This window comes from Limnohabitans planktonicus II-D5, from assembly GCF_001270065.2.
GTDB classification, from domain to species: Bacteria; Pseudomonadota; Gammaproteobacteria; order Burkholderiales; family Burkholderiaceae_C; genus Limnohabitans_A; species Limnohabitans_A planktonicus.
Genome location: NZ_LFYT02000002.1, coordinates 296,359 through 317,338, shown reverse-complemented (window position 1 = coordinate 317,338; position 20,980 = coordinate 296,359). Strand labels below are relative to the sequence as shown.

At 59.9% G+C, this 20,980-nt stretch carries 17 protein-coding genes and 1 pseudogene; 13 read left to right on the top strand and 5 right to left on the bottom strand.

Annotation, left to right across the window (positions count from 1 at the left end):
- Positions 1-648: 648 nt before the first annotated feature.
- The gene (locus H663_RS23190) at positions 649-1,014 is read right to left on the bottom strand and encodes a hypothetical protein (protein WP_053175789.1); all 366 of its coding nucleotides are present in this window, start codon (positions 1,012-1,014) and stop codon (positions 649-651) included.
- A gap of 207 nt (positions 1,015-1,221) precedes the next feature.
- Between H663_RS23190 and H663_RS23185 the strand changes: the two genes are divergently transcribed.
- The gene (locus tag H663_RS23185) at positions 1,222-2,733 is read left to right on the top strand and encodes an aminotransferase-like domain-containing protein (RefSeq protein WP_053175792.1); all 1,512 of its coding nucleotides are present in this window, start codon (positions 1,222-1,224) and stop codon (positions 2,731-2,733) included.
- Positions 2,734-3,170: 437 nt separating this feature from the next.
- On the opposite strand, the gene H663_RS23180 is transcribed toward H663_RS23185, so the two are convergent.
- Positions 3,171-4,226, bottom strand: coding sequence for an alkene reductase (locus H663_RS23180; RefSeq protein ID WP_053175795.1), 1,056 nt, complete (start codon positions 4,224-4,226; stop codon positions 3,171-3,173).
- A 92-nt stretch (positions 4,227-4,318) separates the two neighbouring features.
- Here H663_RS23180 and H663_RS23175 point away from each other — a divergent pair.
- Both H663_RS23175 and H663_RS23170 read left to right on the top strand, forming a co-directional pair.
- Positions 4,319-4,593: pseudogene (locus H663_RS23175) on the top strand (dihydrolipoyl dehydrogenase); the annotation flags it as partial.
- Positions 4,594-4,748: 155 nt separating this feature from the next.
- A complete protein-coding gene (locus H663_RS23170) occupies positions 4,749-5,654 on the top strand; it encodes an amidohydrolase (RefSeq protein WP_240620330.1) in 906 nt (301 codons plus the stop codon).
- A gap of 182 nt (positions 5,655-5,836) precedes the next feature.
- Here the strand turns inward: H663_RS23170 and H663_RS41510 are convergent, their stop codons facing one another.
- Complete coding sequence (locus tag H663_RS41510; protein ID WP_165803847.1) at positions 5,837-5,989, bottom strand: hypothetical protein; 153 nt, start codon at positions 5,987-5,989, stop codon at positions 5,837-5,839.
- A gap of 60 nt (positions 5,990-6,049) precedes the next feature.
- Between H663_RS41510 and senB the strand changes: the two genes are divergently transcribed.
- The 7 genes from senB (at position 6,050) to H663_RS23130 (ending at position 14,543) form a co-directional block, all read left to right on the top strand.
- Positions 6,050-7,024, top strand: coding sequence for a selenoneine biosynthesis selenosugar synthase SenB (gene senB, locus H663_RS23165; RefSeq protein ID WP_053175801.1), 975 nt, complete (start codon positions 6,050-6,052; stop codon positions 7,022-7,024).
- Positions 7,025-9,379: a selenide, water dikinase SelD gene (gene selD, locus H663_RS23160; protein WP_053175804.1), complete on the top strand. Its 2,355-nt coding sequence runs from the start codon at positions 7,025-7,027 to the stop codon at positions 9,377-9,379. It abuts the gene before it with no gap.
- 32 nt (positions 9,380-9,411) lie between these two features.
- Entirely contained in the window at positions 9,412-10,080 is a 669-nt protein-coding gene (locus tag H663_RS23155) for a cupin domain-containing protein (protein WP_053175808.1), read from the top strand.
- Positions 10,081-10,479: 399 nt separating this feature from the next.
- Entirely contained in the window at positions 10,480-11,256 is a 777-nt protein-coding gene (locus H663_RS23150) for an ABC transporter substrate-binding protein (protein WP_053175811.1), read from the top strand.
- 263 nt (positions 11,257-11,519) lie between these two features.
- Positions 11,520-12,116, top strand: coding sequence for a GbsR/MarR family transcriptional regulator (locus tag H663_RS23140; RefSeq protein ID WP_053175817.1), 597 nt, complete (start codon positions 11,520-11,522; stop codon positions 12,114-12,116).
- Between the two features lie 24 nt (positions 12,117-12,140).
- The gene (locus H663_RS23135; RefSeq protein ID WP_205872669.1) at positions 12,141-13,499 is read left to right on the top strand and encodes a cytochrome ubiquinol oxidase subunit I; all 1,359 of its coding nucleotides are present in this window, start codon (positions 12,141-12,143) and stop codon (positions 13,497-13,499) included.
- A 45-nt stretch (positions 13,500-13,544) separates the two neighbouring features.
- Positions 13,545-14,543: a cytochrome d ubiquinol oxidase subunit II gene (locus tag H663_RS23130; RefSeq protein WP_053175823.1), complete on the top strand. Its 999-nt coding sequence runs from the start codon at positions 13,545-13,547 to the stop codon at positions 14,541-14,543.
- A gap of 86 nt (positions 14,544-14,629) precedes the next feature.
- Here H663_RS23130 and H663_RS23125 read toward each other — a convergent pair whose 3' ends face one another.
- Positions 14,630-15,523, bottom strand: coding sequence for a hypothetical protein (locus H663_RS23125; protein WP_053175827.1), 894 nt, complete (start codon positions 15,521-15,523; stop codon positions 14,630-14,632).
- A gap of 162 nt (positions 15,524-15,685) precedes the next feature.
- Between H663_RS23125 and H663_RS23120 the strand changes: the two genes are divergently transcribed.
- Entirely contained in the window at positions 15,686-16,780 is a 1,095-nt protein-coding gene (locus H663_RS23120) for a DNA glycosylase AlkZ-like family protein (RefSeq protein ID WP_053175830.1), read from the top strand.
- A 173-nt stretch (positions 16,781-16,953) separates the two neighbouring features.
- Here the strand turns inward: H663_RS23120 and H663_RS23115 are convergent, their stop codons facing one another.
- On the bottom strand, positions 16,954-17,928 hold the full coding sequence (locus H663_RS23115) for a Bug family tripartite tricarboxylate transporter substrate binding protein (RefSeq protein WP_053175834.1): 975 nt from the start codon (positions 17,926-17,928) through the stop codon (positions 16,954-16,956).
- Between the two features lie 432 nt (positions 17,929-18,360).
- Here H663_RS23115 and rpsO point away from each other — a divergent pair, with 432 nt between their 5' ends.
- Together rpsO and pnp are read left to right on the top strand one after the other, a co-directional pair.
- Complete coding sequence (rpsO, locus tag H663_RS23105) at positions 18,361-18,627, top strand: 30S ribosomal protein S15 (protein ID WP_019428565.1); 267 nt, start codon at positions 18,361-18,363, stop codon at positions 18,625-18,627.
- A gap of 209 nt (positions 18,628-18,836) precedes the next feature.
- Complete coding sequence (pnp, locus tag H663_RS23100; protein ID WP_053175840.1) at positions 18,837-20,942, top strand: polyribonucleotide nucleotidyltransferase; 2,106 nt, start codon at positions 18,837-18,839, stop codon at positions 20,940-20,942.
- Positions 20,943-20,980 lie beyond the last annotated feature (38 nt).

Genomic DNA, 20,980 nt, shown 5'->3' with positions numbered 1-20,980 from the left:
AGAACTTGTAGGTCGGCGGTCGAAGACCCCGACGCTGGTTGAACAGACATCCCTGCTTGGTTCATGCAGCAGTGCCCGAACAAGCATACGTCGGACTCTGCGAGTGCCGACCTGCGAGAGGACATGTTTCACGCATTTCAAACTTCAGCGTGCTAGATCAATGGATTCGGCCCTGTGAAGTTTTCAATGCCCAAAGAACTTGTAGGTCGGTGGTCGAAGACCCCGACGCTGGTTGAACAGACACCCCTGCTTGTTTCATGAAGCAGTGCCCGAACAAGCAGTCGTCTGACTCTGCGAGTGCCGACCTGCGAGAGGACATGTTTCACGCATTTCAAACTTCAGCGTGCCAGATCAATGGATTCGCCCCTGTGAAGTTTTCAATGCCCAACGAACTTGTAGGTCGGAGGTCGAAGACCCCGACGCTGGTTGAACAGACATCCCTGCTTGGTTCATGCAGCAGTGCCCGAACAAGCATACGTCGGACTCTGCGAGTGCCGACCTGCGAGAGGACATGTTTCACGCATTTCAAACTTCAGCGTGCCAGATCAATAGGTTCGCAAAGCTTTCGAGAAGTATCTGGAGTGCGGCATCTTCGCCCACTGTTTTGCCTGCGCCCTCTGCGACGACTTCCAAGTGTCGAGCCAACCCTCAGTTCTTACACCGGTCCCTCGGCCGAACCTCTTTGGGCCACGCAGCCAAGCGTTCCAACAACGCGTTCAGCCCTGCGCGCAGCACCGCCCACCGCGTAACCACCTGCGGCACCGAAAACCGCAAATTGGCATCCGACTGCGCAACGATTTCGACCCAGGTCGGCACCTCTACACAATGCACCGCACCTCGTTGAAGGCCTGTTTTTTGCGTGAGCAAGCAATGGTCCAAAACCGAGTGCTGCACCAGAGTCATCGAACCAGCCGCGACGTGGATCACCGTTCCGCGTGGCAGTTGCTCGAAATGGGATTGACCCTTGGCCAACAGAAGTTGGCTGGTTTGAAACGATTCGGGTTTGCTGTGCATACACCACCACCTTCTTGACGACTGGTTGAAAGGACCTGACCAGGTTTGGGCAGGCACTGGTGTAATCGTAGGTAAATACCCTGATCTGCAACAGACACAGCGGCGCACTGTCTTTGGCAGAACAGAAGCGCTTTTTGGCATCTGTTACGGTACGGTTTTGACAAATCTGTATCTGTTTTCCGCACTGCGTATCAAGGAACATGTGTCATGCACACCGCACCACCCTCCGCATCCGCACCGCAACAGCCGCAACCCATCTACCAGCGCTTGGCTGCGCACTACCGGGGCGCCATCCAGGCGGGCTCTCTGAACGTCGGTGACCGCATGCCGTCGCTGCGCAGCCTGATGCGCCAGCACGAGGTCAGCCTGTCGACCGCGATGCAGCTGAGCCGCCACTTGGAGAGCGAGGGCTGGCTGGAGGCGCGGCCGCGCTCGGGCTACTTTGTGCGCAAGCCCCTGCGCAACACCTTGGCCACTGTCAGTGAGCCGCGCATGGACATCACGCCCGACCCGGCGCAGTATGTGGGCATCCACGGTCGGGTGTCGGACTTCATCGCGCGCGGGCGGCTCCAAATGGTCAAGACCAATCTGGCCGTGGCCCGCTGTGCGCCCGAGTTATACCCAGGCGAGGCGCTGAAGCTGGCGACCCTTCGGGTGTTGCGCAAGCGGCCCAACGTACTGGTGTCAGCGTCGGCACCGCGCGGCAACCCGGAGTTTCGCGCGGTGTTGGCCAAGCGGGCGCTGGGCATTGGCCTGAGGCTGTCGCCCGACGATGTGCAGGTCACCAACGGCTGCATCGAGGCCTTGAACCTGGCCCTGCGCGCTGTGGCCGCGCCGGGCGACACGATTGCAGTGGAGTCGCCAACCTTCTATGGCTTGCTGCAGGTGCTGGAGGCCCTGGGTATGCGGGCGCTGGAGATACCGACCAGCCCACAGACCGGCATCTCGCTGGATGCGATGGAGATGGCGATGCAGACCTATGACAATATCAAGGCCGTCGTCGTCGTGCCGCACCTGCAAAACCCGCTGGGCAGCATCATGCCGGACGCCCACAAACAGGGCCTGGTGCAACTGTGTGAACGCCACGGCGTGGCCCTGATCGAAGACGACACTTACAGCGAACTGGTCAACGAGGCTGCGCGTCACCACGTGCCATTGCGCGCGATGAAGTCGTGGGACACAAGCGGTAATGTCATCTACTGCGCGTCACTGCACAAATTTTTGACACCGGGCATGCGCGTGGGGTGGATGGCTGCAGGACGCTGGCAGGCGCGGGTGGAAATGCTCAAGTTCAGTCAGACGCGCAGTACCGAAGAGTTGTCGCAACTGGCCCTGGCAGACTACATGGCCTCACCGGCTTATGACCGCCACTTGCGCCGCCTGCGCAGTGCACTGCATGTGCAACGCGAAAATACCGCGCAAGCCATTGCCAACTATTTCCCGGCGGGTACGCGGCTCAACGTACCAGAAGGCGGCTTGTCCCTATGGGTAGAGCTACCCAATAAGCTGTCCAGCCGACGTGTGTTTGACGCCGCTCTGGAGCAGCAAATTCTGGTCACGCCGGGGCAGATGTTCTCCAACACGCTGCGTTTTGACCCCTACCTGCGCATCAACTGCGGCTGGCCGCACCAGCAGGATGTGGAACAGGGCCTGCGTCGGTTGGGGCAGATCGTGACGGAATTGGTGGCGATGGGGCCTCCTATTGATCCGGCCCTGTGAAGTATTGAATGGGCCAGAGTCTTGCAAGTCGGTCGCAGTTGAGGGCGAACCGGACTGGGACTTTGCGGCACAACCGACACCGATCATTGCTGTCGATCTGCGCATCAATTGGTGAAGGAGAGAAGCCGGGATGTCGGGGGCTGTGAAGAGTGAGTGAGAGTGTGTGTGTGGTTGTACAAGATCCAAGCTTCATTGCCATGGGGTAGCTGTCATCGCTCAAAACGGGCCGCTACAAGGCTTTATGTGGCTCCCAAACAAGGGCACACTTGGCCTCGTGCGGATGGAATATCTATCCTTCGTCCGCGATGAATTGCACTTCATTTGAGGGTGCAAGCCCATCAGTTTTGTGGCTTCATGCAATCGCTATACCCCCCAACCCGTGAGGGTGAAGGGGGTTAAGAAGGCGTGAAGTCTTTACCGCCGCCTTCTCGCGTTGATTACAGCGTCGGGTAATCGGTGTAGCCCTTGGCACCGGGGGTGTAGAAAGTGCTTTGGTCGGGTACGTTCATGGCAGCACCCGCTTTCACACGGGCTGGGAAGTCGGGGTTGGCCAGGAAGCCGGTGCCAAAGGCGACGGCGTCAACTTTGCCTTCGGTGATGGCGGACTCTGCCTCGTCTGAGGTGTAGCCCATGTTGCCAATCAGTGCGCCTTTGTAGTGGGCTCGTGCAACGGGCATCACATCGGCTTTTTGCAGGCCAAAAAAGTCCGCCCGCATGACGTGCAAGTAGGCCAAGTCAAAGCGGTTGAGTTGCTCGGCCAGGTAGGCTGTCCAGGCCTGCGGGTCGCTGTCTTTCATGTCGTTGTAGCTGTTCAGGGGAGACAGGCGCAGGCCCACGCGGTCACTGCCTATCGCGGCACACACAGCGGTCAACACCTCAAAGAGGAGGCGGGCGCGCTGCGCCAGCGTGCCGCCGTAGCCATCGGTGCGCTGGTTGGCACTGTCGCGCAGGAATTGGTCAATCAAGTAGCCGTTGGCACCGTGTACTTCTACGCCATCAAAGCCTGCAGCCATGGCGTTTTTGGCGGCCTGCGAAAAGGCTTGCACGATGGGGGTAATTTCACTTTCCAGCAAGGCGTGGGGCGTGGCTTGGGGCAACTTGCCTTGCGCGGTATGGGCATCGCCCTGGAGCGGCAGGGGGCTGGACGAAACAATCGGCGCCCCGCCATTGTTGGCCGGGTGTGCGGCGCGGCCTGCGTGCCAGATTTGCATGAAGATTTTGCCGCCTTTGGCGTGCACGGCAGCGGTGGTTTCTTTCCAGGCTTCGATTTGTGCTGCGTTGTAAATGCCGGGTTCGTTCACAAAGGCCGAGGTGTTCTCAGCGATCATGGTGCACTCGGTGATGATCAGACCAGCGCTGGCGCGCTGGGCGTAGTACTCGGCCATGAGCGCATTGGGCATATGCCCCGCACTGGCCCGCGCACGTGTCAGCGGTGCCATGAGCATGCGGTTGGCCAGTGAAACGGAGCCGATTTGAAGAGGGTTAAATAGCATAGGAGTTTTTTGATTCAATGAGGAAAGACGGAGGTGGAAATTGCTTCCGAAGGACTACGTGGTGTTGAAAAAGGGGATTGCAAGGCCATTGGGTCGATGTTCGGCGGATGCGCACCAACGTGCCGCACATCTTTGCCATGTGCGACATCGTGGGCCAGCCCATGTTGGTGCATAAGGCGGTGCACGAAGCACACGTGGCGGCCAAAGTGATTGCGGGAGAACTGCAAGGCAACAGTATCTGGCAGCCGCAAGATTCAACGCACGCATCATCCCCAGCGTGGCCTGCGCCGCCCCAGAAGTGGCATGGGTGGGCCTGACCTGGACCGAAGCCAAATCGCAAGGCATGAAGGTGAAAAAGGACTTGTGGGTTCCCCTTTATGCTGCCCAGAGCGCTCAAACTGCCTCGCTCAAATTCGCCAGGTAGTCCCTATACCCATGTCCCATTGGTTTCATGCGAATGAATTTTCCATCTGCAAAGAGGTGTAATGTGCAAACCCGTTCAGCCCATGAATCATTGCCTCCATGCTCTCATTACTTTTTCGAAAAACACTTGCTTCGTCGGTGATTGGCTTCATCGCCCTGTCGAATTTGACCGCGCATGCGGCCGATTACGCCGGTCCACTGTTTGACGCACACCTGCACTACAACACCGAAGCCTGGAACGGTCAAACGGGTCCGCACCCAGTACCCGATGTGTTTGCACGAATGCAGCGAAGTGGCGTCAAGGCCATCGTCTCCAACTCGCGGCCTAATGATGGAACCCTGGCGCTGGCCCAGGATCGCGACGAGGCTGCCGCGGCGGGCGTGACCGTTGTGCCTTTCGTTCGCTTGTACCGCAACCGCGCTGACTACGACTCCTGGTTCCGCGATGACAGCATTTATGACATGGTGCTGGCAGAACTCGCGCGTGGAACACCGGTGGGGCCTTATCGGGGTATTGGCGAATTCCATCTTTATGACAGTGCCAATGCCAACGGCACGGTGGCCAAAAAACTGATGGTGCTGGCCGAAGAAAAGCAGTTGGTGGTGCTGGCCCATGTGGATGATGTCGCAATTGACCTGTTGATGGCCAACACGCCGTCCAAGGGGCAAAAGTTGCGCTTGATCTGGGCGCACACAGGCATTGGTGGCACCCCGGTAAAGCGTGTGGAAGACTTGATGGCCAAGTACCCAGGCCTGATGGGGGAACTTTCTTACCGACCGGGCTTGACCTGTGACGGAGGTGTCTTGTGCCCTGAATGGCGCGCCATCATGCTCAAATACCCTGGGCGTTTTTTGATCGGGTCAGACACCTGGATCAATCAACGCTGGCAACAGTATGAAGACAATATGCTGGCCTACCGCGTTTGGCTGGGTAATTTGCCACCCGCTGTTGCCAAAAAAATAGCCTGGGAAAACGGTTTAGCCTTATTCGGGATGCGTTACTGAAGAGAAAAAAGAGCCAGCTCATCCATGCAGACTCAAAAGCCATAGGGCTTGTTGATTCCCCTGAAGCTGGCACTGCGCGTGCCCAAATGGCGCTGGCGGTTGCGCACTGTCCACCACTCCTGAAACCAGGCGACGTGGCCCCACTCCCACTAGGGCTGGCTCATGCCGGACAAGGGGGACACCTACAGATTGGCCAAAGCGTTTTGCCAGGCTCGCATCAGCCCCAGCATGCGTTCTCGGGTGCCTTGCATGGCAAGGGCCAAAACCTCAGGGTTGGCCATGCGCACGGCGCTGTGCACGGGCCCCTGGCAGCCCGCAAAGACCGTCCAAACCATGCGCTTGGGGCGGCCGGCCCTGTACCCGACGAGGTACTGCCATTCATGTATAAACCGTCCATGCAAAAACTTGGTGTGGTCATTGTCAGCCCTGCTTTGGCCGATGCCAACAATGGCAACTGGCAAACTGCACGCCGCTGGCAACAGCTGTTGTCTGCACATTCTGCTCGCATCGTTCGGCAATGGCCCGATGACCAATCCGACAGCGATGATCTGATGCTGGCGCTGCACGCCCGCCGCTCAGCCGACTCGGTGCAAGCCTGGCACGCCAAACATGGCCAGCGCGGCTTGGGCGTGGTGCTCACCGGCACCGACCTGTACCGCGACATTGGCCACGACCCCCTGGCCCAACAGTCTTTGTCTCTGGCCCATTCACTGGTGGTACTGCAAGAATGGGGTATCAAGGCCTTGCCGCCCGCACACCAAACCAAGGCGCGGGTCATCTTTCAGTCCACGGGCATGCGTCAGACTTTGCCCAAGACCTCTCGCCATGTGCGCGTCGTCATGGTGGGCCATTTGCGTGAAGAAAAAGACCCTCTCACCCTGATGGCTGCAGCAGGGTGCTTGCCGCCAGACTCGGGCCTGTTGATCGACCACATCGGTGCAGCGCTCGATCCGGCGCTGGGCCAGGCCGCGCAAGTCACGCAGGCGCAGTGTCCGCATTACCGCTGGTTGGGGGCTTTGCCTCACGCGCAAACACTGCAGCGCATCCAGCGCGCGCACCTGCTGGTGCACTGCAGTCGCATGGAAGGTGGCGCACATGTGCTGATGGAAGCCATGCGCAGCGGTACACCCGTTTTGGCCTCGCGCATCGACGGCAATATGGGCCTGTTGGGCGAAAATTACGCCGGCCTTTTTGAGCCGGGCAACGCTAAAGCCTTGGCTGATTTGCTGCTGGCATGCCGATCACCACAAACCGGTCATTCTCTGGTGGCACACTTGCAGCATCAATGCGCTTTGCGCGCACCTTTGTTTGAACCGAGCGCCGAACGCGCTGCATTGCACCGCTGGGTGCAAGACCTTTGGGCCCTTTGAATGCAATCTTCTCATCCACCCGTGCTGCGCGATCTGGTGCTGGTCGGCGGCGGACACAGCCATGTGGGCGTGCTGCGCATGTTCGCCATGAAGCCCGAAGCCGGTGTGCGCATCACCGTGATCTGCACCGACATCGACACGCCTTATTCGGGTATGTTGCCCGGCTACATCGCGGGCCACTACAGCTTTGACGAGGTGCACATCGATCTGGGTCGACTGTGTGCCTTTGCTGGTGCGCGTCTCTACCACGACGCAGCGGTGGGCATCGACCGGCAAAACCAAAAAGTCATTTGTAAAAACCGCCCACCTGTGGCCTATGACCTGTTGTCGATCAACATCGGTTCAACCCCGCAGGTGCAAAACGTGGAAGGCGCACAAGCCTTGGCGATGCCGGTCAAGCCGATTGCACGGTTCAACCAAGGCTGGCTGAACCTGATGGACAAAGCGCGCCATTGGCCCAGCCACCGGGGACCCATGACCATTGCCGTGGTGGGCGCAGGGGCGGGCGGGGTGGAGTTGGTGCTGTCCATGCAACACCGATTGCGCAACGAACTCAAAGCCATGGGGCGAAGCCCCGAAGACCTGAAGTTTGTTCTGCTGACCGCAGGCGATTCGATCTTGCCCACCCACAACCCGGGCGTGCGTCAACGCTTTGTCCAAGTGCTGCAAGAGCGCAAGGTGGAGCTGCACACACATGCCGAGGTGGTACAGGTCTCGCAAGGCTGCTTGCACACACGCGACGGCCGCACCTTCGATGCCGACGAGACCCTGTGGGTCACACAAGCTGGGGGACCGACATGGCTGCAAAGTACAGGCTTAGCCCTCGACGACAAAGGTTTCATTTTGGTGAGTCCCCAGTTGCAAAGCCTGAACGACCCGCGGGTTTTTGCAGCAGGAGACATCGCCTCGTTTGCCGAGCGTCCGCTTGAAAAAGCAGGTGTGTTTGCGGTGCGCATGGGCAAGCCACTGGCCGAAAATTTGCGCCGCAGCTTGCGCGGTCAAAAACTCGTGGCCTACAACCCACAGCGTCACTGGTTGGCCCTGATCTCGACCGGCAACCGCTTCGCCGTGGGTTCACGCGGTTCGTGGGGCTTTGGTGGCAATTGGGTCTGGCGTTGGAAAGACCGGATTGACCGTGAATTCATGCGCCGATTCACCGAATTGCCCAACATGCACGCCAGCGCGCCGGACACCCGCTTGCGCACCACCGTTCGGGCGATGTGCCAACTGCTGAGAGACATGCAGGCCCCAGGCAAAGCGCCTGCCACACATTTGCGCTTGACCGCTGAAGAGTCCTTGCAAGCCATCTCGGCCATCGCCATGCGCTGCGGGGGGTGCGGTGCCAAAGTGGGTGCCAATGTGTTGTCGCGTGCCTTGGGGCAATTGCAAGCGGTCGAACGGCCTGATGTGTTGATTGGCCTGCATTCGCCCGACGACGCGGCCGTGGTGCGTGTGCCGCCCGGTATGGCTGTGGTGCAGACGGTGGACTTTTTCCGAGCCTTCATTGACGACCCCTATTTGTTCGGCAAGGTGGCCGCCAACCACGCGCTGGGAGATATTTTTGCCATGGGGGCCGAGCCGCAAACCGCAACCGCCGTGGTCACCGTGCCGCCAGGGCTGGAGAGCAAAGTCGAAGACCTGTTGACCCAAATGATGGGCGGGGCGATCGAGGTGCTGAACGCTGCAGGCTGCGCCTTGGTGGGTGGCCACACGGGGGAGGGCGCAGAACTGGCCCTGGGCTTTGCCATCAACGGCCTGATCGACGAGAACATGAACGGTGTGATGCGCAAGGGCGGCATGCAGCCTGGCGATGTGCTGCTGCTGACCAAGCCCATGGGCACCGGCACCTTGTTTGCAGCGCACGCTCGCCATGCGGCCAAGGGCCGCTGGATTGCTGCGGCCTTGCAATCGATGGTGCAGTCCAACCAGATGGGCGCCAAAATTTTGCACAGCCATGGGGCCACCGCCTGCACCGACCTCACGGGCTTTGGCCTGCTGGGCCACCTGGTCGAGATGACGCGACCATCGGGTGTGGACGCCGAACTGAACATGAGCACACTGCCCCTGCTGGACGGTGCGGTGGACTGCGTCAAGGCGGGCATTGTCAGTTCTTTGCAACCGGCCAATGTGCGACTGCGCCGCGCCCTGCGCAACGCCGACGAGTTTGTGAATGACCCACGCTACCCCTTGCTGTTTGACCCGCAAACCGCAGGCGGCCTGCTGGCCAGCGTGCCCGCTGCGCAAGCTGTGGCCTGTGTGCAAGCCCTGAAAGCGGCAGGCTATGCGCACACCGCCATGATTGGCCGCATCACCGCGCAAGGCGAAGCCATTGAGCCCGTGTTGCTGAAAACCTGAACGCCAAAAAATCCACCAACGCCTGAAACCTCATGCACACCGAACACTTCACGCTCAACGCCGACCTGACCCAGCGCTGCGTCGTGCACAGCCCCTCAATCGATTGGGTGGAATCGCCCGCATCGGGCGTGTCGCGCCGCATGCTTGAGCGAGACGGCGGCGAATTGGCGCGGGCCACGTCCATCGTGCGCTATGCGCCCGGCGCGGCCTTTGCCCGCCACACGCACGGCGGGGGCGAAGAAATTCTGGTGCTCGAAGGCACACTGCACGACGAGCACGGGGTGTATGGCCCCGGCACTTACATCAAAAACCCGGTGGGCACATCGCACGCGCCGTCCTCCCCCGAAGGTTGCACCTTGTTTGTCAAGCTGCGCCATCTGGATGCGCGTGACGACCAACGCGTGGTCATCGACACGCGCCGCAGCTCATGGCGTCAGGGCATGGTGGAGGGCCTCAAAGTCTTGCCGCTGTGCACCTTCGAGACGCAAAACACAGCCTTGGTGCGCTGGGCACCCGAGACCTGTTTCAGCCCACACCGGCATTGGGGTGGTGAAGAGATCTTTGTGGTCGAAGGCGTGTTCTCCGACGAGCACGGCGACTACCCCGCAGGCAGCTGGCTGCGCAGCCCGCACATGAGCCAGCACCAGCCCTTCAGCCGCGAAGGCTGTTTGATTCTGGTGAAAACCGGGCACTTGACCTGAACACACCAGCATGACACACCGGCCTGCGCATTTGACAAACTGCTCCAATGATCCTGCACATTGAATTTTGAAATCTGTGAGAGATGTCATCTCGTAGGTTTGCACTCGCAGATTCCAACATGATGGGTTTGGGCACAGGCCCATGTCGGGGTCTTCGACCGCCGACCTACGAGAAGGCATCACCTCGTAGGTCGGTACTCGCAGAGTCCGACATGATGAGTTTCGGCACAGGCCCATGACGGGGTCTTCGACCGCCGACCTACAACATCTTTGAGCATTGACGACTTCACAGGGCTGAATCCATAGGCGCGGGCCACGCCAGCGACAGTGTTTGTAAGCCGTTTGCACGGATAGGTTTTTAAAATGGCGTTTTGTTGCCCTGTCCATTTTTTGAGTCCCATGAGCACGCCATCTACACCTTCTTTAGCCCCCCTGATTGATTCGCAGCTTGCCCCGCTTGTCGCGCCCCACGGCATATTGCGCGTGGCCATCAACCTGGGCAACCCGGTGCTGGCCGGTCTCGATGCGGCAGGCGAGCCCTCGGGCATCTCGGCCGATCTGTCGCGCAAGCTGGCGGCGCAGTTGGGCCTGGGCATTGAATGGCGGGTCTTCAAGAAAGCTGACGACGCAGTGCGGTGCGTGCGCGGCGACGAAGCCGACATTGGCTTTTTTGCCATCGACCCGGTGCGTGGCGAGGGTCTGCACTTTTCACCGCCTTATGTGCAAATTGAAGGGGCCTACATGGTTCGCAGCAATTCGCCACTGCGCCGGAACGCCGAGGTGGACCAAGCAGGCACCCGCGTCACTGTGGGTGCAGGCAGCGCCTACGATTTGTTTTTGACGCGCCACCTGCGGCAAGCGGCCATCGTGCGGGCACCCAGCTCGCCCGCCGTGGTCGATGTGTTCATGGCCCAACACCTCGAAGTGGCAGCTGGGGTGAAGCAGCAGTTAGAAGCCGACGCGCAGCGACTGATTGGCGTGCGCCTGCTGCCCGGCCGCTTCATGGTCATCCACCAAGCCATGGGCATGCCCGTGCAGCGCAGCGAGCAAGCGCGCCAATACCTGAACGCGTTTGTCGAAGACGCCAAACATTTAGGCTGGGTGGCGCAGGCCTTTGTGCGCCACCAGGTTCAGGGCGCGGCTGTAGCACCGCCGGGCTATCCCGCACACGACTGATGCTGCCAAGTTCCGGTGCTCAAGTGGGGCTTCATAGTTGAAGGCCCTGGGCCCCACTCCCAACGGAAAAAACTCGCCGCTGAAACACAGGCTGGCTTTGCCAACAGCGGCATCACCAATGCCGACAGTCCAATGCACACAAACTTGCCACACATCGTTGCCATGGGCGGCATCGTGGGTCTGCCCATGCAGCGATAAGCTACACGTATTCCGAAATTTTCAGTAATTATTGAAAATTCAAAAAGTCGGTCTAAAATCGGCCCATGCCTATCTCAGATCAAATTCCCTCCCTGAACCGCGAGTTCATCGCCCATTTCGGTGAAATGGGCAGCAAGTGGGGCATCAACCGCACCGTGGGTCAAATTTACGCGCTGCTCTATGTGTCGCCGCAGGCCTTGAACGCCGATGAGATTGCCGAAGCGCTGGCGTTCTCGCGCTCCAACGTGAGCATGGGCCTCAAAGAGCTGCAGGCCTGGCGGCTGGTGCGTTTGCGCCACCAAGCGGGTGACAGGCGCGAGTACTTTGAAGCACCGGCTGACGTCTGGGAAATCTTTCGGGTGCTGGCCGAGGAGCGCCGCCGCCGTGAAATCGAGCCCACCTTGTCCATGCTGCGAACCGCCTTGCTAGAGACACCTGGCAATGATGCCGAGCGCCATGCCCAAAATCGCATGCGCGACATGCACGACCTGATCGACCGCCTCATGACCTGGTTTGACGATGTGCAAAAGCTCGCGCCCGAGACCGCCATGCAGCTCATGGGCATGGGGGCCACAGTGACCAAAGTGCTCGAACTCAAGGACCGCCTGACCGGTCGAGCCCACAAAGCGTCTGACATCAACCCTTCACGCCACGGCGAATGATCCCCAAAGAAAGCGACCATGGACATCGACGCCCTCATCCTCTCTCGCATTCAGTTTGCAGCGAACATCAGCTTTCACATCCTGTTTCCCACCATCACCATTGCGCTGTGCTGGTTCTTGCTGTTCTTCCGTTGGCGCTTCGCCCGCACCCAAGACCAAGCGTGGGAAGAAGCCTACTATTTTTGGACAAAGGTGTTCGCGCTCACCTTTGCGCTGGGGGTGGTCTCGGGCATTGTGATGAGTTTCCAGTTCGGCACCAACTGGCCGGGATTCATGGAGCGCACGGGCAATATTTCAGGGCCGCTGCTCGGCTATGAGGTGCTGACGGCGTTTTTCCTGGAGGCCAGCTTTCTGGGCATCATGCTGTTTGGCCGTGGCAGGGTGAGTGAGCGGGTGCACCTGGTGGCTACTTTTTTGGTGGCGTTCGGCACCACCATGTCGGCCTTCTGGATCCTGAGCCTGAACTCCTGGATGCACACCCCGGCAGGTTTCGAAATCGTCAATGGCCAATTCATCCCCACCGATTGGCTGGCGGTGGTCTTCAACCCTTCGTTTCCCTACCGCTTCTCGCACAAGTTGCTCGCTTCGGCGCTGACCGCTTCGTTCCTTATCGCTGGTCTGTGCGCTTGGCAACTGATCAAGGGTAGCGCAACGCGCGGCACGCACAAAGCCATGCGTGCGGCTATCTTCACCGCCGCTTGCGTGATGCCGCTGCAGTTCCTGGTGGGCGACATGCACGGCCTCAACACGCTGGAGCACCAACCGGCCAAGGTCGCTGCCATGGAGGGCATCTGGGAGACCGAGCGCGGTGCGCCGCTGACGCTGTTTGGCATTCCCGACCAAGAAGCACGCACCACCCACTTCGCGGTGAAGATTCCCAAAATGGCCAGCCTGATCTTGACCCATGATATGGACGGCGAAGTCAAGGGCATCAACGAATTTGAAGGGGCGCACCCCCCAGTGGCGCCGGTGTTCTATGCCTTTCGGGTGATGGTGGGCGTGGGTTCGTTGATGTTGTTGGTCGCCGGTTTCACCGCCTGGCGCTTGTGGCGTCAGCGCAGGCAGTCGGAAGTGGTGCTGCCCAAGCCCCTGCTGTGGGTGCTCTCGGGCATGGCGTTCTCCGGCTGGGTCGCCACACTGGCGGGCTGGTACGTGACCGAGATCGGTCGCCAGCCCTTCCTGGTGTATGGCTTGATGCGCACCAGCGAAGCAGCCACCACCTTGCCGCCGCCCTACATTGCGCTCACCTTAACGGCCTACTTGGTGGTTTATGGCCTGCTGTTGGTCACTTACGTCGGCGTGTTGAAGTACATGGCTGAGCACCCCAAGGAACACCGACAGGACGCGCCCTCGGGTGCCCTGCTGGGCAAAGCAGGTGTGTGATGAAGCTTGTCTTTGTGTATCTGAACTTGAAACTGAAAGGCGACCATGACCTGGGCTGAATTCCTGCCATTGTTTTTCCTGGCGGTGATGGGGCTGTCCCTGCTGGCATACGTGATTTTGGATGGGTATGACCTGGGCGTTGGCTTGCTGCTCTTGCAGGCGAGCGATGCTGAGAAGGACACCATGATCGCCAGCATCGGTCCCTTTTGGGATGCCAATGAAACTTGGCTGGTACTGGGCGTGGGCGTGTTGTTGATCGCCTTTCCCATGGCCCATGGTCTGGTGCTGCAGGCCTTGTACCTGCCCGTGGCGGTGATGCTGATTGGGTTGATCTTGCGGGGCGTGGCGTTTGACTTTCGCGTGAAAGCACCGCTGCGCTACAAGACGTTCTGGAACCGCGCGTTTTTCGCCGGCTCGCTCATGGCCAGTGTGTCGCAAGGTTGGATGTTGGGTAGCTACATCACCGGCTTTGCCGGCGGACCTCTGGGCTGGGCATTTAGCCTCGGCATCGCTGTCACCTTGCCCGCTGCGTATGTGTTGCTGGGCTCCGGTTGGTTGATCATGAAAACCGAAGGGGAGCTGCAGCAAAAAGCGGTGCGCTGGGCGCGGCTTGTGCTGTGGCCCATGGCGGCTGCCTTGCTGGCCATCTCGGCGGCCACGCCCTTGGTGAAAACTGGCGTGTTGGAGAAATGGTTCGGTGTGCCGCAGGTGTTTGCCTTGCTGCCAGTGCCGCTGATGTGCGCCCTGGCTTTTTTTGCCATGCGCTGGGTACTCACACGGGCCTATTTGGTCAATGCGGGCTACGGCTGGCTGGTGTTCGCCAATACCGTGCTGATTTTTGTGCTAGCCTTCTTCGGCTTGGCTTACAGCATCTTCCCCGACATCGTGATCGGCCGCATGACGGTTTGGGAAGCAGCCATCAGCACCGCGTCGCTCAACGTGATTTTTATCGGTGTGGCCATCACGCTGCCGGTCATCATCGGCTACACGGTGTTCATGTACCGCGTGTTTTGGGGCAAGGCAACCGCGCTGAAGTACGGCTGATCGTCACACGCGAGGTCTGGTTCAGGGTTGAACGGCCCAGGGTAAAAAGGAGGCTGGTTCAGCTTCGAAAGTGGCGAACTGCAAGGTCAATGCGCCCCGAGGTAGCACCCCTCAGCGGCTTCGGCTTCATCACCTTCTTCGCTGCACAACGCAGCGATCAAGGCTTGGTCCACCACTTGGCCGGGTAGCAGCAGCTCTTCATTCGTCCAGCGCTTGACCAAATGGCCATTGGCCACGCCACCGGTGTGTGGGGCTTGGTAGGCGCGGCGGTGTTGCATGGTTGCGCCGCTGTTGGCGTTGGCAATAAAGCGGCTCTCGCCCAAGGCCCAGGGTTCAAAGTAGGCGTTGGCCGCGGCGTCCACCTGACGGAAGTAGCTGCGTGCGCCTTCGGCATTGAGCTTTTTGCGCACGGTGCGCGTGATGAGGCCTTGCAAGTGGTCAAGCGCCGCATCGTCCATGTCGTGGATGGTTTTCAGGCTCATGTCAATCCCCGCCAGCGCAGCCGTGGCGGCCAACTCGGCGGGCAGCACTTGCACCATGGCTTGGACCACATCGCGGTGCGGTGCCACGGCGGTGGCCACGCCGCGTGTTTGCGGCTGGATGGGGCAGCGGATTTCGACAAAGCGTGGCTTGACGGGGCCTGTGCAGCCGTCGTGGTGGTAGTACTCGCCTTGGCTGAGGCGCCCTTTGCTGGAGCGCCCGCGCACGTCGCGGTAGGTGGGGTGTTGGGTGTGCGAATTCAGGCAGACGACCAAGCCGGTGGCATCGACCAATTGGTAAAAGGCCTCGCGCCATTCGGGCAGGAGCAGCTTGTCGTGCAGGTAGTCGCTGGGGGCAGCCGCTTCGGGGCCGACTTCGCCTTCAATGACCAACACAAAGGGCTTGGGTCGACGCACCCGCCATTGGCAGTTGGCAAATTCCAGAGCTGAACTGGAGGGGGCAAAGTTTGGTGAGCCGCTGTGGCCCTCAGATTCGGACATGGTGAAGGTTCAGTGGTGGCTGGACTCGAACAGTGAGCGCAAGATGGTGCCAATTTTAGGGCTTCGCACCACAAGCTCGTTTGCACAGGGTCTGCGGCAATGAGGGCCGTTGATTTCTGTAAAGCAAGCGGCATGCGATTGCTTGTGCGGCATCATCTACCCATGTATTCATCTTCACTGCGCCTGGACCATTTGCGCCGCCATGCTGTCGCCCGCAGTCTTTTTGCGCCCACGACCTTGCCCAAGGCGCTGCAACGACTGGGCTTTGTGCAGGCCGATCCCTTGCGGGCACCTGCGTGTGCGCAGGATTTGACATTGCGCCACCGCGTGGCCGGGTATCGGGTGGGGGATCTGCAAGTGCGCTACCCGCAACTCGATGTCGAAGAGGATTTCTTCGTCAACTATGGCTTTGTTAAGAGCGATGTTCACCACCTGATGCACCCGCGTACGGCCCGCTCCGCGTGGCCTGCCAGCCGCATGCAGCAGGTCACCGAGGTCTTGGCTTTTGTGCGCGAGCGGGGCGTGGTGCGGCCTGCCGAGGTGGATGCGCATTTTGACCATGGCACGGTGAGCAATTGGTTCGGTGGCCGCAGCAGGGCCAGCACCCAGCTGCTGGACGGTATGCATTACCGGGGCCTGTTGCGCGTGGTGCGGCGCGAAGGCGGGCAGCGCCTTTATGCCCTTCGCGAGCACCAGCCCACAGCACTGAGCCCCGATGCGGCGGTGGATGCGCTGGTGGATGTGATCGCCGCAAAGTACGCGCCGCTGCCTGCGGCCAGTCTGGGGCAGCTGGTGGGGCTGCTGCTGGGTGGTGGGGTGCCGCAGTGGCGTGGTCAGCGCCATGCGATCTTGCAGCGGGCGCGGGCCAGGTTGTGCTCTGCGGTGCTTGACGGTGTGACATGGCTCTGGCCCGATGGCGAAAACCCGGCCTCTGGGCGCTATGTGGTGGATGAGCAAGTGCGTTTGTTGGCGCCGTTTGACCCGGTGGTATGGGACAGGCGTCGCTTTGAACTGCTGTGGGGCTGGCCGTACCGCTTTGAGGCCTACACCCCAGCGGCCAAGCGCGTGCGTGGCCACTATGCCCTGCCTTTGTTGTGGCGCGATCAGGTAATTGCTTGGGCCAATCTGAGTGTCAAGGGCGATGTGCTGACGCCCGATGTGGGCTTCGTGGCCTCAGCACCCCGCGAAAAAGCCTTTGGGGTGGCTCTGGAAGAAGAATTGCAACGGATGACGGTCTTTTTGGGCTTGAGGGCCTGATGTAAAGGGCCGTCGTCATGTCGTGCCGTGTTTGTTGGGCTGAAAATGGCGATTGGATGTCGCACATGCTTGCCGCCTTGCAAGAGGTCATGGGCTGCAGTGGTCCAGAAAAAAGCCCGAATACGAAACGATTCGGGCTTTTTGCTCAAGAAACAGCGCTTTGATGTCGCGGCTCACTCGGCCTTGGCCCCCGATTCCTTGACCACTTTGGCCCATTTGGTGATTTCAACTGCTTGGTATTTGGCCAGCTCTTCGGGGGTGGACAACACCGGGTCCAGGCCCAGGGTTTTCAGGCGATCCTGAACGTCGGGCAGGCGAAAGACGCGGATCACCTCGGCGTTGAGTTTGTCGATGACCGGCTTGGGCACGTTGGCCGGTGCAAACATGGCAAACCAGGTGGTGGCCTCGAAGCCTGGCACAAATTCGGCCATGGTGGGCACATCGGGGGCAGCCGGAGATCGTTTGGCCGTGGTTTGGGCCAGCGCGCGGATCTTGCCCTCGCGGGCCATGGGCAGGGCCGAGGGCATGTTGTCAAACATGAGTTGGATGCTGCCGCCCACCAGGTCAGGGATGGCGAACTGGCGGCCTTTGTAGGGCACATGCGTCATGCTGGTGCCGGTCATGGATTTGAACAATTCCCCCGAAACGTGCACCGAGGTACCGGTGCCGGGTGAGCCAAATGACAGTTTGTTGGGATTGGCCTTCATGTAGGTGATCAACTCGGGCACGCTTTTGACGGGCAGGTCGTTGTTGACCACCAGCAGGTTGGGGGCCGAGGCGATCAGCGAGATGGGGGAGAAGTTCTTCACCATGTCGTAGGGCATCTTGTCGTAGAGCGCCCCGTTGATGGAGTGCGTGCCCACGGTGCCCATGACCAGGGTGTAGCCGTCGCCGGGGGATTTGGCCACAATGTCGGCCCCAATGTTGCCGCCCGCGCCGGGTTTGTTGTCAATGATGACGGGTTGGCCGAGTTGGGCTTTCTCACTGAAAAGTCGGGCCAGGATGTCGGGAGCGCCGCCTGCGGGGAAGGTGACGACCAGGCGAATGGGCTTGACGGGGTAGGTCTGGGCTGTGGCCGCTGTGCTTTGAATGACCGTGAGCCCAAAGAGCAGGGCGCTGGACAGGGTGCGAACGAAGGGGGATTTCATAAAAAGGCTCCTTTTGCGCCACTTTAGGGGCTGGCAAGCCAAGCCCCGATGGTGAAAACCCTTTGACTGTCACCCATGTGTGTTGGCCCTTGTCCTCGTCGTTCGGTAGTTCCGACCTTGCAGGCTTTGGCGCAGGCTTCATGTCGGGGCTAAAGCCGCCGACCTACAAATACCTCGCCCCTGTAGGTCGGTAGCTTCAGCTCCGACATGGGTGGTTCTGGCGTGGGCACTTGTCGGGGCTGAAGCCGCCGACCTACAGATACCTCTCCCTTGTCGGTGGGTGGCTTCAGGCCCGATATGGTGGGTTCCGGGCTATAATCCGATTGTTTTGCGATTTGCAAAGCGCACGCCATCCGCTTTTCCGGCAGGTGGCGCAAGTCATTAACCCGCTGAAATTCTTCATTGAACCTAAGCGAAACACAAGGAAAAACCATGATTGCATCTTCAATCAAGGCCGAGGTCGTCAAGGCCAACGCACGTGCTGCCAACGACACTGGCTCCCCAGAAGTCCAAGTGGCTTTGCTGACAGCCCGTATCAACGAGCTGACACCTCACTTCAAAACACACGCCAAAGACCATCACGGTCGCCGCGGTCTGTTGCGCATGGTCAGCCGTCGCCGCAAGCTGCTGGACTACCTCAAGTCCCGTGATGCTGACCGTTACGTTGCGCTGATCGCCAAGCTTGGCCTGCGTAAATAATCGTCTCTCCAGATGAAAAGCGCCTGAGTTAGTTCACTAGCTCAGGCGCTTTATTCTTTTTTCAGTCGGAATTTGTCAGGACGAACCCGCGCTGTGTCATTCCATAAGCCTTGTCGAACCAGGTTTTGTGGAATGGCATCGAGTTCAAAGCGTCAACTTCCGGGCCTCGGGTGCAGCCTCATGCACCCATTGTTTCAGGAGTTCTGAACATGTCCATTTTCAATAAAGTTACCAAAACCTTCCAATGGGGCCAGCACACGGTCAAGATGGAAACCGGTGAAGTTGCTCGCCAAGCTGGCGGCGCTGTGCTGCTCGACATGGAAGGCACCGTGGTGCTGGCCACTGTGGTGGGTTCCAAGATCGCCAAAGCGGGTCAAGATTTCTTTCCGCTCACCGTCGATTACATCGAGAAGACTTACGCTGCAGGCAAGATCCCTGGCAGCTTCTTCAAGCGTGAAGCCAAGCCCAGCGAGCACGAGACCCTGACCAGCCGCCTGATTGACCGCCCAATCCGTCCGCTGTTCCCTGAAGGTTTCTACAACGACGTGCACGTGGTCATCCACACCGTGTCTTTGAACCCCGAAGTCGACGCCGACATCGCCGCGATGATCGCTGTGTCTGCCGCCTTGTCCATCTCGGGCATCCCGTTCAATGGCCCTATCGGTGCCGCTCGCGTGGGTTACATCAACGGCGAATACGTCCTGAACCCCGGCCAGACCCAGCGCAAAGACAGCGTGATGGACCTGGTCGTGGCCGGTACCGAAGCGGCTGTGCTGATGGTCGAATCCGAAGCCCTGCAACTGTCCGAAGAAATCATGTTGGGTGGCGTGGTGTACGGCCACGAGCAGTCGGCGATTGCCATCAACGCGATCCACGAGTTGGTGCGCGAAGCCGGCAAGCCTGTGTGGGACTGGCAAGCGCCCGCCCGCGACACGGCTTTTGAAAGCAAGCTGGCATCACTCGCCGAAGAAAAGCTGCGTGCCGCCTACCAGATCCGCAACAAGCAAGCCCGCACACACGCTTGCCGTGAAGCCTACGCTTCCGTCAAAGTGGCTTTGGCCGAAGAAGGCGTGGCCTTTGACAGCGTCAAGCTCGACGGCTTGATGTTCGAAATCGAAGCGCGCATCGTGCGTAGCCAGATTTTGGCGGGTGAGCCCCGCATCGACGGCCGCGACACACGCACTGTGCGCCCCATCGAAATCCGCAACAGCGTGCTGCCCCGCACCCACGGCTCGGCCTTGTTCACACGTGGCGAGACCCAAGCCTTGGTGATCACCACCTTGGGCACCGAGCGCGACGCGCAGCGCATTGACGCGCTGGCTGGCGAGTTCGAAGACCGCTTCATGTTCCACTACAACATGCCTCCCTTTGCCACTGGCGAAGTGGGCCGCATGGGCAGCACCAAGCGCCGCGAAATCGGCCACGGCCGTTTGGCCAAGCGTGCTTTGGCCGCTGTCTTGCCGACCAAAGAAGAGTTCCCCTACACCGTGCGTGTGGTGTCCGAAATCACCGAATCGAACGGTTCTTCGTCCATGGCTTCGGTCTGCGGCGGCTGCTTGTCGATGATGGACGCGGGTGTGCCGATGAAAGCCCACGTGGCCGGTATCGCCATGGGCCTGATCAAGGAAGACAACCGCTTTGCGGTGTTGACCGACATCTTGGGTGACGAAGACCACCTGGGTGACATGGACTTCAAAGTGGCCGGTACCACCAACGGCATCACCGCTTTGCAGATGGACATCAAGATCCAGGGCATCACCAAAGAAATCATGCAAGTCGCTCTGGCCCAAGCCAAAGAAGCCCGCATGCACATTCTGGGCAAGATGCAAGAAGCGATGAGCACGGCCAACACCGAAGTGTCGGACTTCGCGCCCAAGCTCTTCACCATGAAGATCAACCCCGAGAAAATCCGTGACGTGATCGGCAAGGGCGGCGCGACCATCCGTGCGCTGACCGAAGAAACCGGCTGCCAAATCAACATCGGCGAAGACGGCACGATCACGATCGCGGCCACCGACGGCGAGAAGGCCGACATCGCCAAGAAGCGCATCGAGCAGATCACCGCTGAAGTTGAAATCGGCAAGGTCTACGAAGGCCCGGTCACCAAGATCCTGGACTTCGGTGCCTTGATCAACTTGTTGCCCGGCAAAGACGGTCTGCTGCACATCAGCCAGATCGCCCACGAGCGCGTCGAAAAAGTGACCGACTACCTGAGCGAAGGCCAGATCGTCAAAGTCAAGGTCATGGAAACCGACGAAAAAGGCCGCATCAAGCTGTCGATGAAGGCTTTGCTGGACCGTCCTGCGCAAGGCTGATGAGGGTTGAGCGTTGAGCGAGATGCTTTTAACCCCTA

Coding starts and splice junctions, on each gene's coding strand:
- H663_RS23190 (WP_053175789.1), bottom strand. CDS start 1,014: ATGCACAGCAAACCCGAATCGTTTCAAACCAGCCAACTTCTGTTGGCC.
- H663_RS23185 (WP_053175792.1), top strand. CDS start 1,222: ATGCACACCGCACCACCCTCCGCATCCGCACCGCAACAGCCGCAACCC.
- H663_RS23180 (WP_053175795.1), bottom strand. CDS start 4,226: ATGCTATTTAACCCTCTTCAAATCGGCTCCGTTTCACTGGCCAACCGC.
- H663_RS23170 (WP_240620330.1), top strand. CDS start 4,749: ATGCTCTCATTACTTTTTCGAAAAACACTTGCTTCGTCGGTGATTGGC.
- H663_RS41510 (WP_165803847.1), bottom strand. CDS start 5,989: ATGGTTTGGACGGTCTTTGCGGGCTGCCAGGGGCCCGTGCACAGCGCC.
- senB (WP_053175801.1), top strand. CDS start 6,050: ATGCAAAAACTTGGTGTGGTCATTGTCAGCCCTGCTTTGGCCGATGCC.
- selD (WP_053175804.1), top strand. CDS start 7,025: ATGCAATCTTCTCATCCACCCGTGCTGCGCGATCTGGTGCTGGTCGGC.
- H663_RS23155 (WP_053175808.1), top strand. CDS start 9,412: ATGCACACCGAACACTTCACGCTCAACGCCGACCTGACCCAGCGCTGC.
- H663_RS23150 (WP_053175811.1), top strand. CDS start 10,480: ATGAGCACGCCATCTACACCTTCTTTAGCCCCCCTGATTGATTCGCAG.
- H663_RS23140 (WP_053175817.1), top strand. CDS start 11,520: ATGCCTATCTCAGATCAAATTCCCTCCCTGAACCGCGAGTTCATCGCC.
- H663_RS23130 (WP_053175823.1), top strand. CDS start 13,545: ATGACCTGGGCTGAATTCCTGCCATTGTTTTTCCTGGCGGTGATGGGG.
- H663_RS23125 (WP_053175827.1), bottom strand. CDS start 15,523: ATGTCCGAATCTGAGGGCCACAGCGGCTCACCAAACTTTGCCCCCTCC.
- H663_RS23120 (WP_053175830.1), top strand. CDS start 15,686: ATGTATTCATCTTCACTGCGCCTGGACCATTTGCGCCGCCATGCTGTC.
- H663_RS23115 (WP_053175834.1), bottom strand. CDS start 17,928: ATGAAATCCCCCTTCGTTCGCACCCTGTCCAGCGCCCTGCTCTTTGGG.
- rpsO (WP_019428565.1), top strand. CDS start 18,361: ATGATTGCATCTTCAATCAAGGCCGAGGTCGTCAAGGCCAACGCACGT.
- pnp (WP_053175840.1), top strand. CDS start 18,837: ATGTCCATTTTCAATAAAGTTACCAAAACCTTCCAATGGGGCCAGCAC.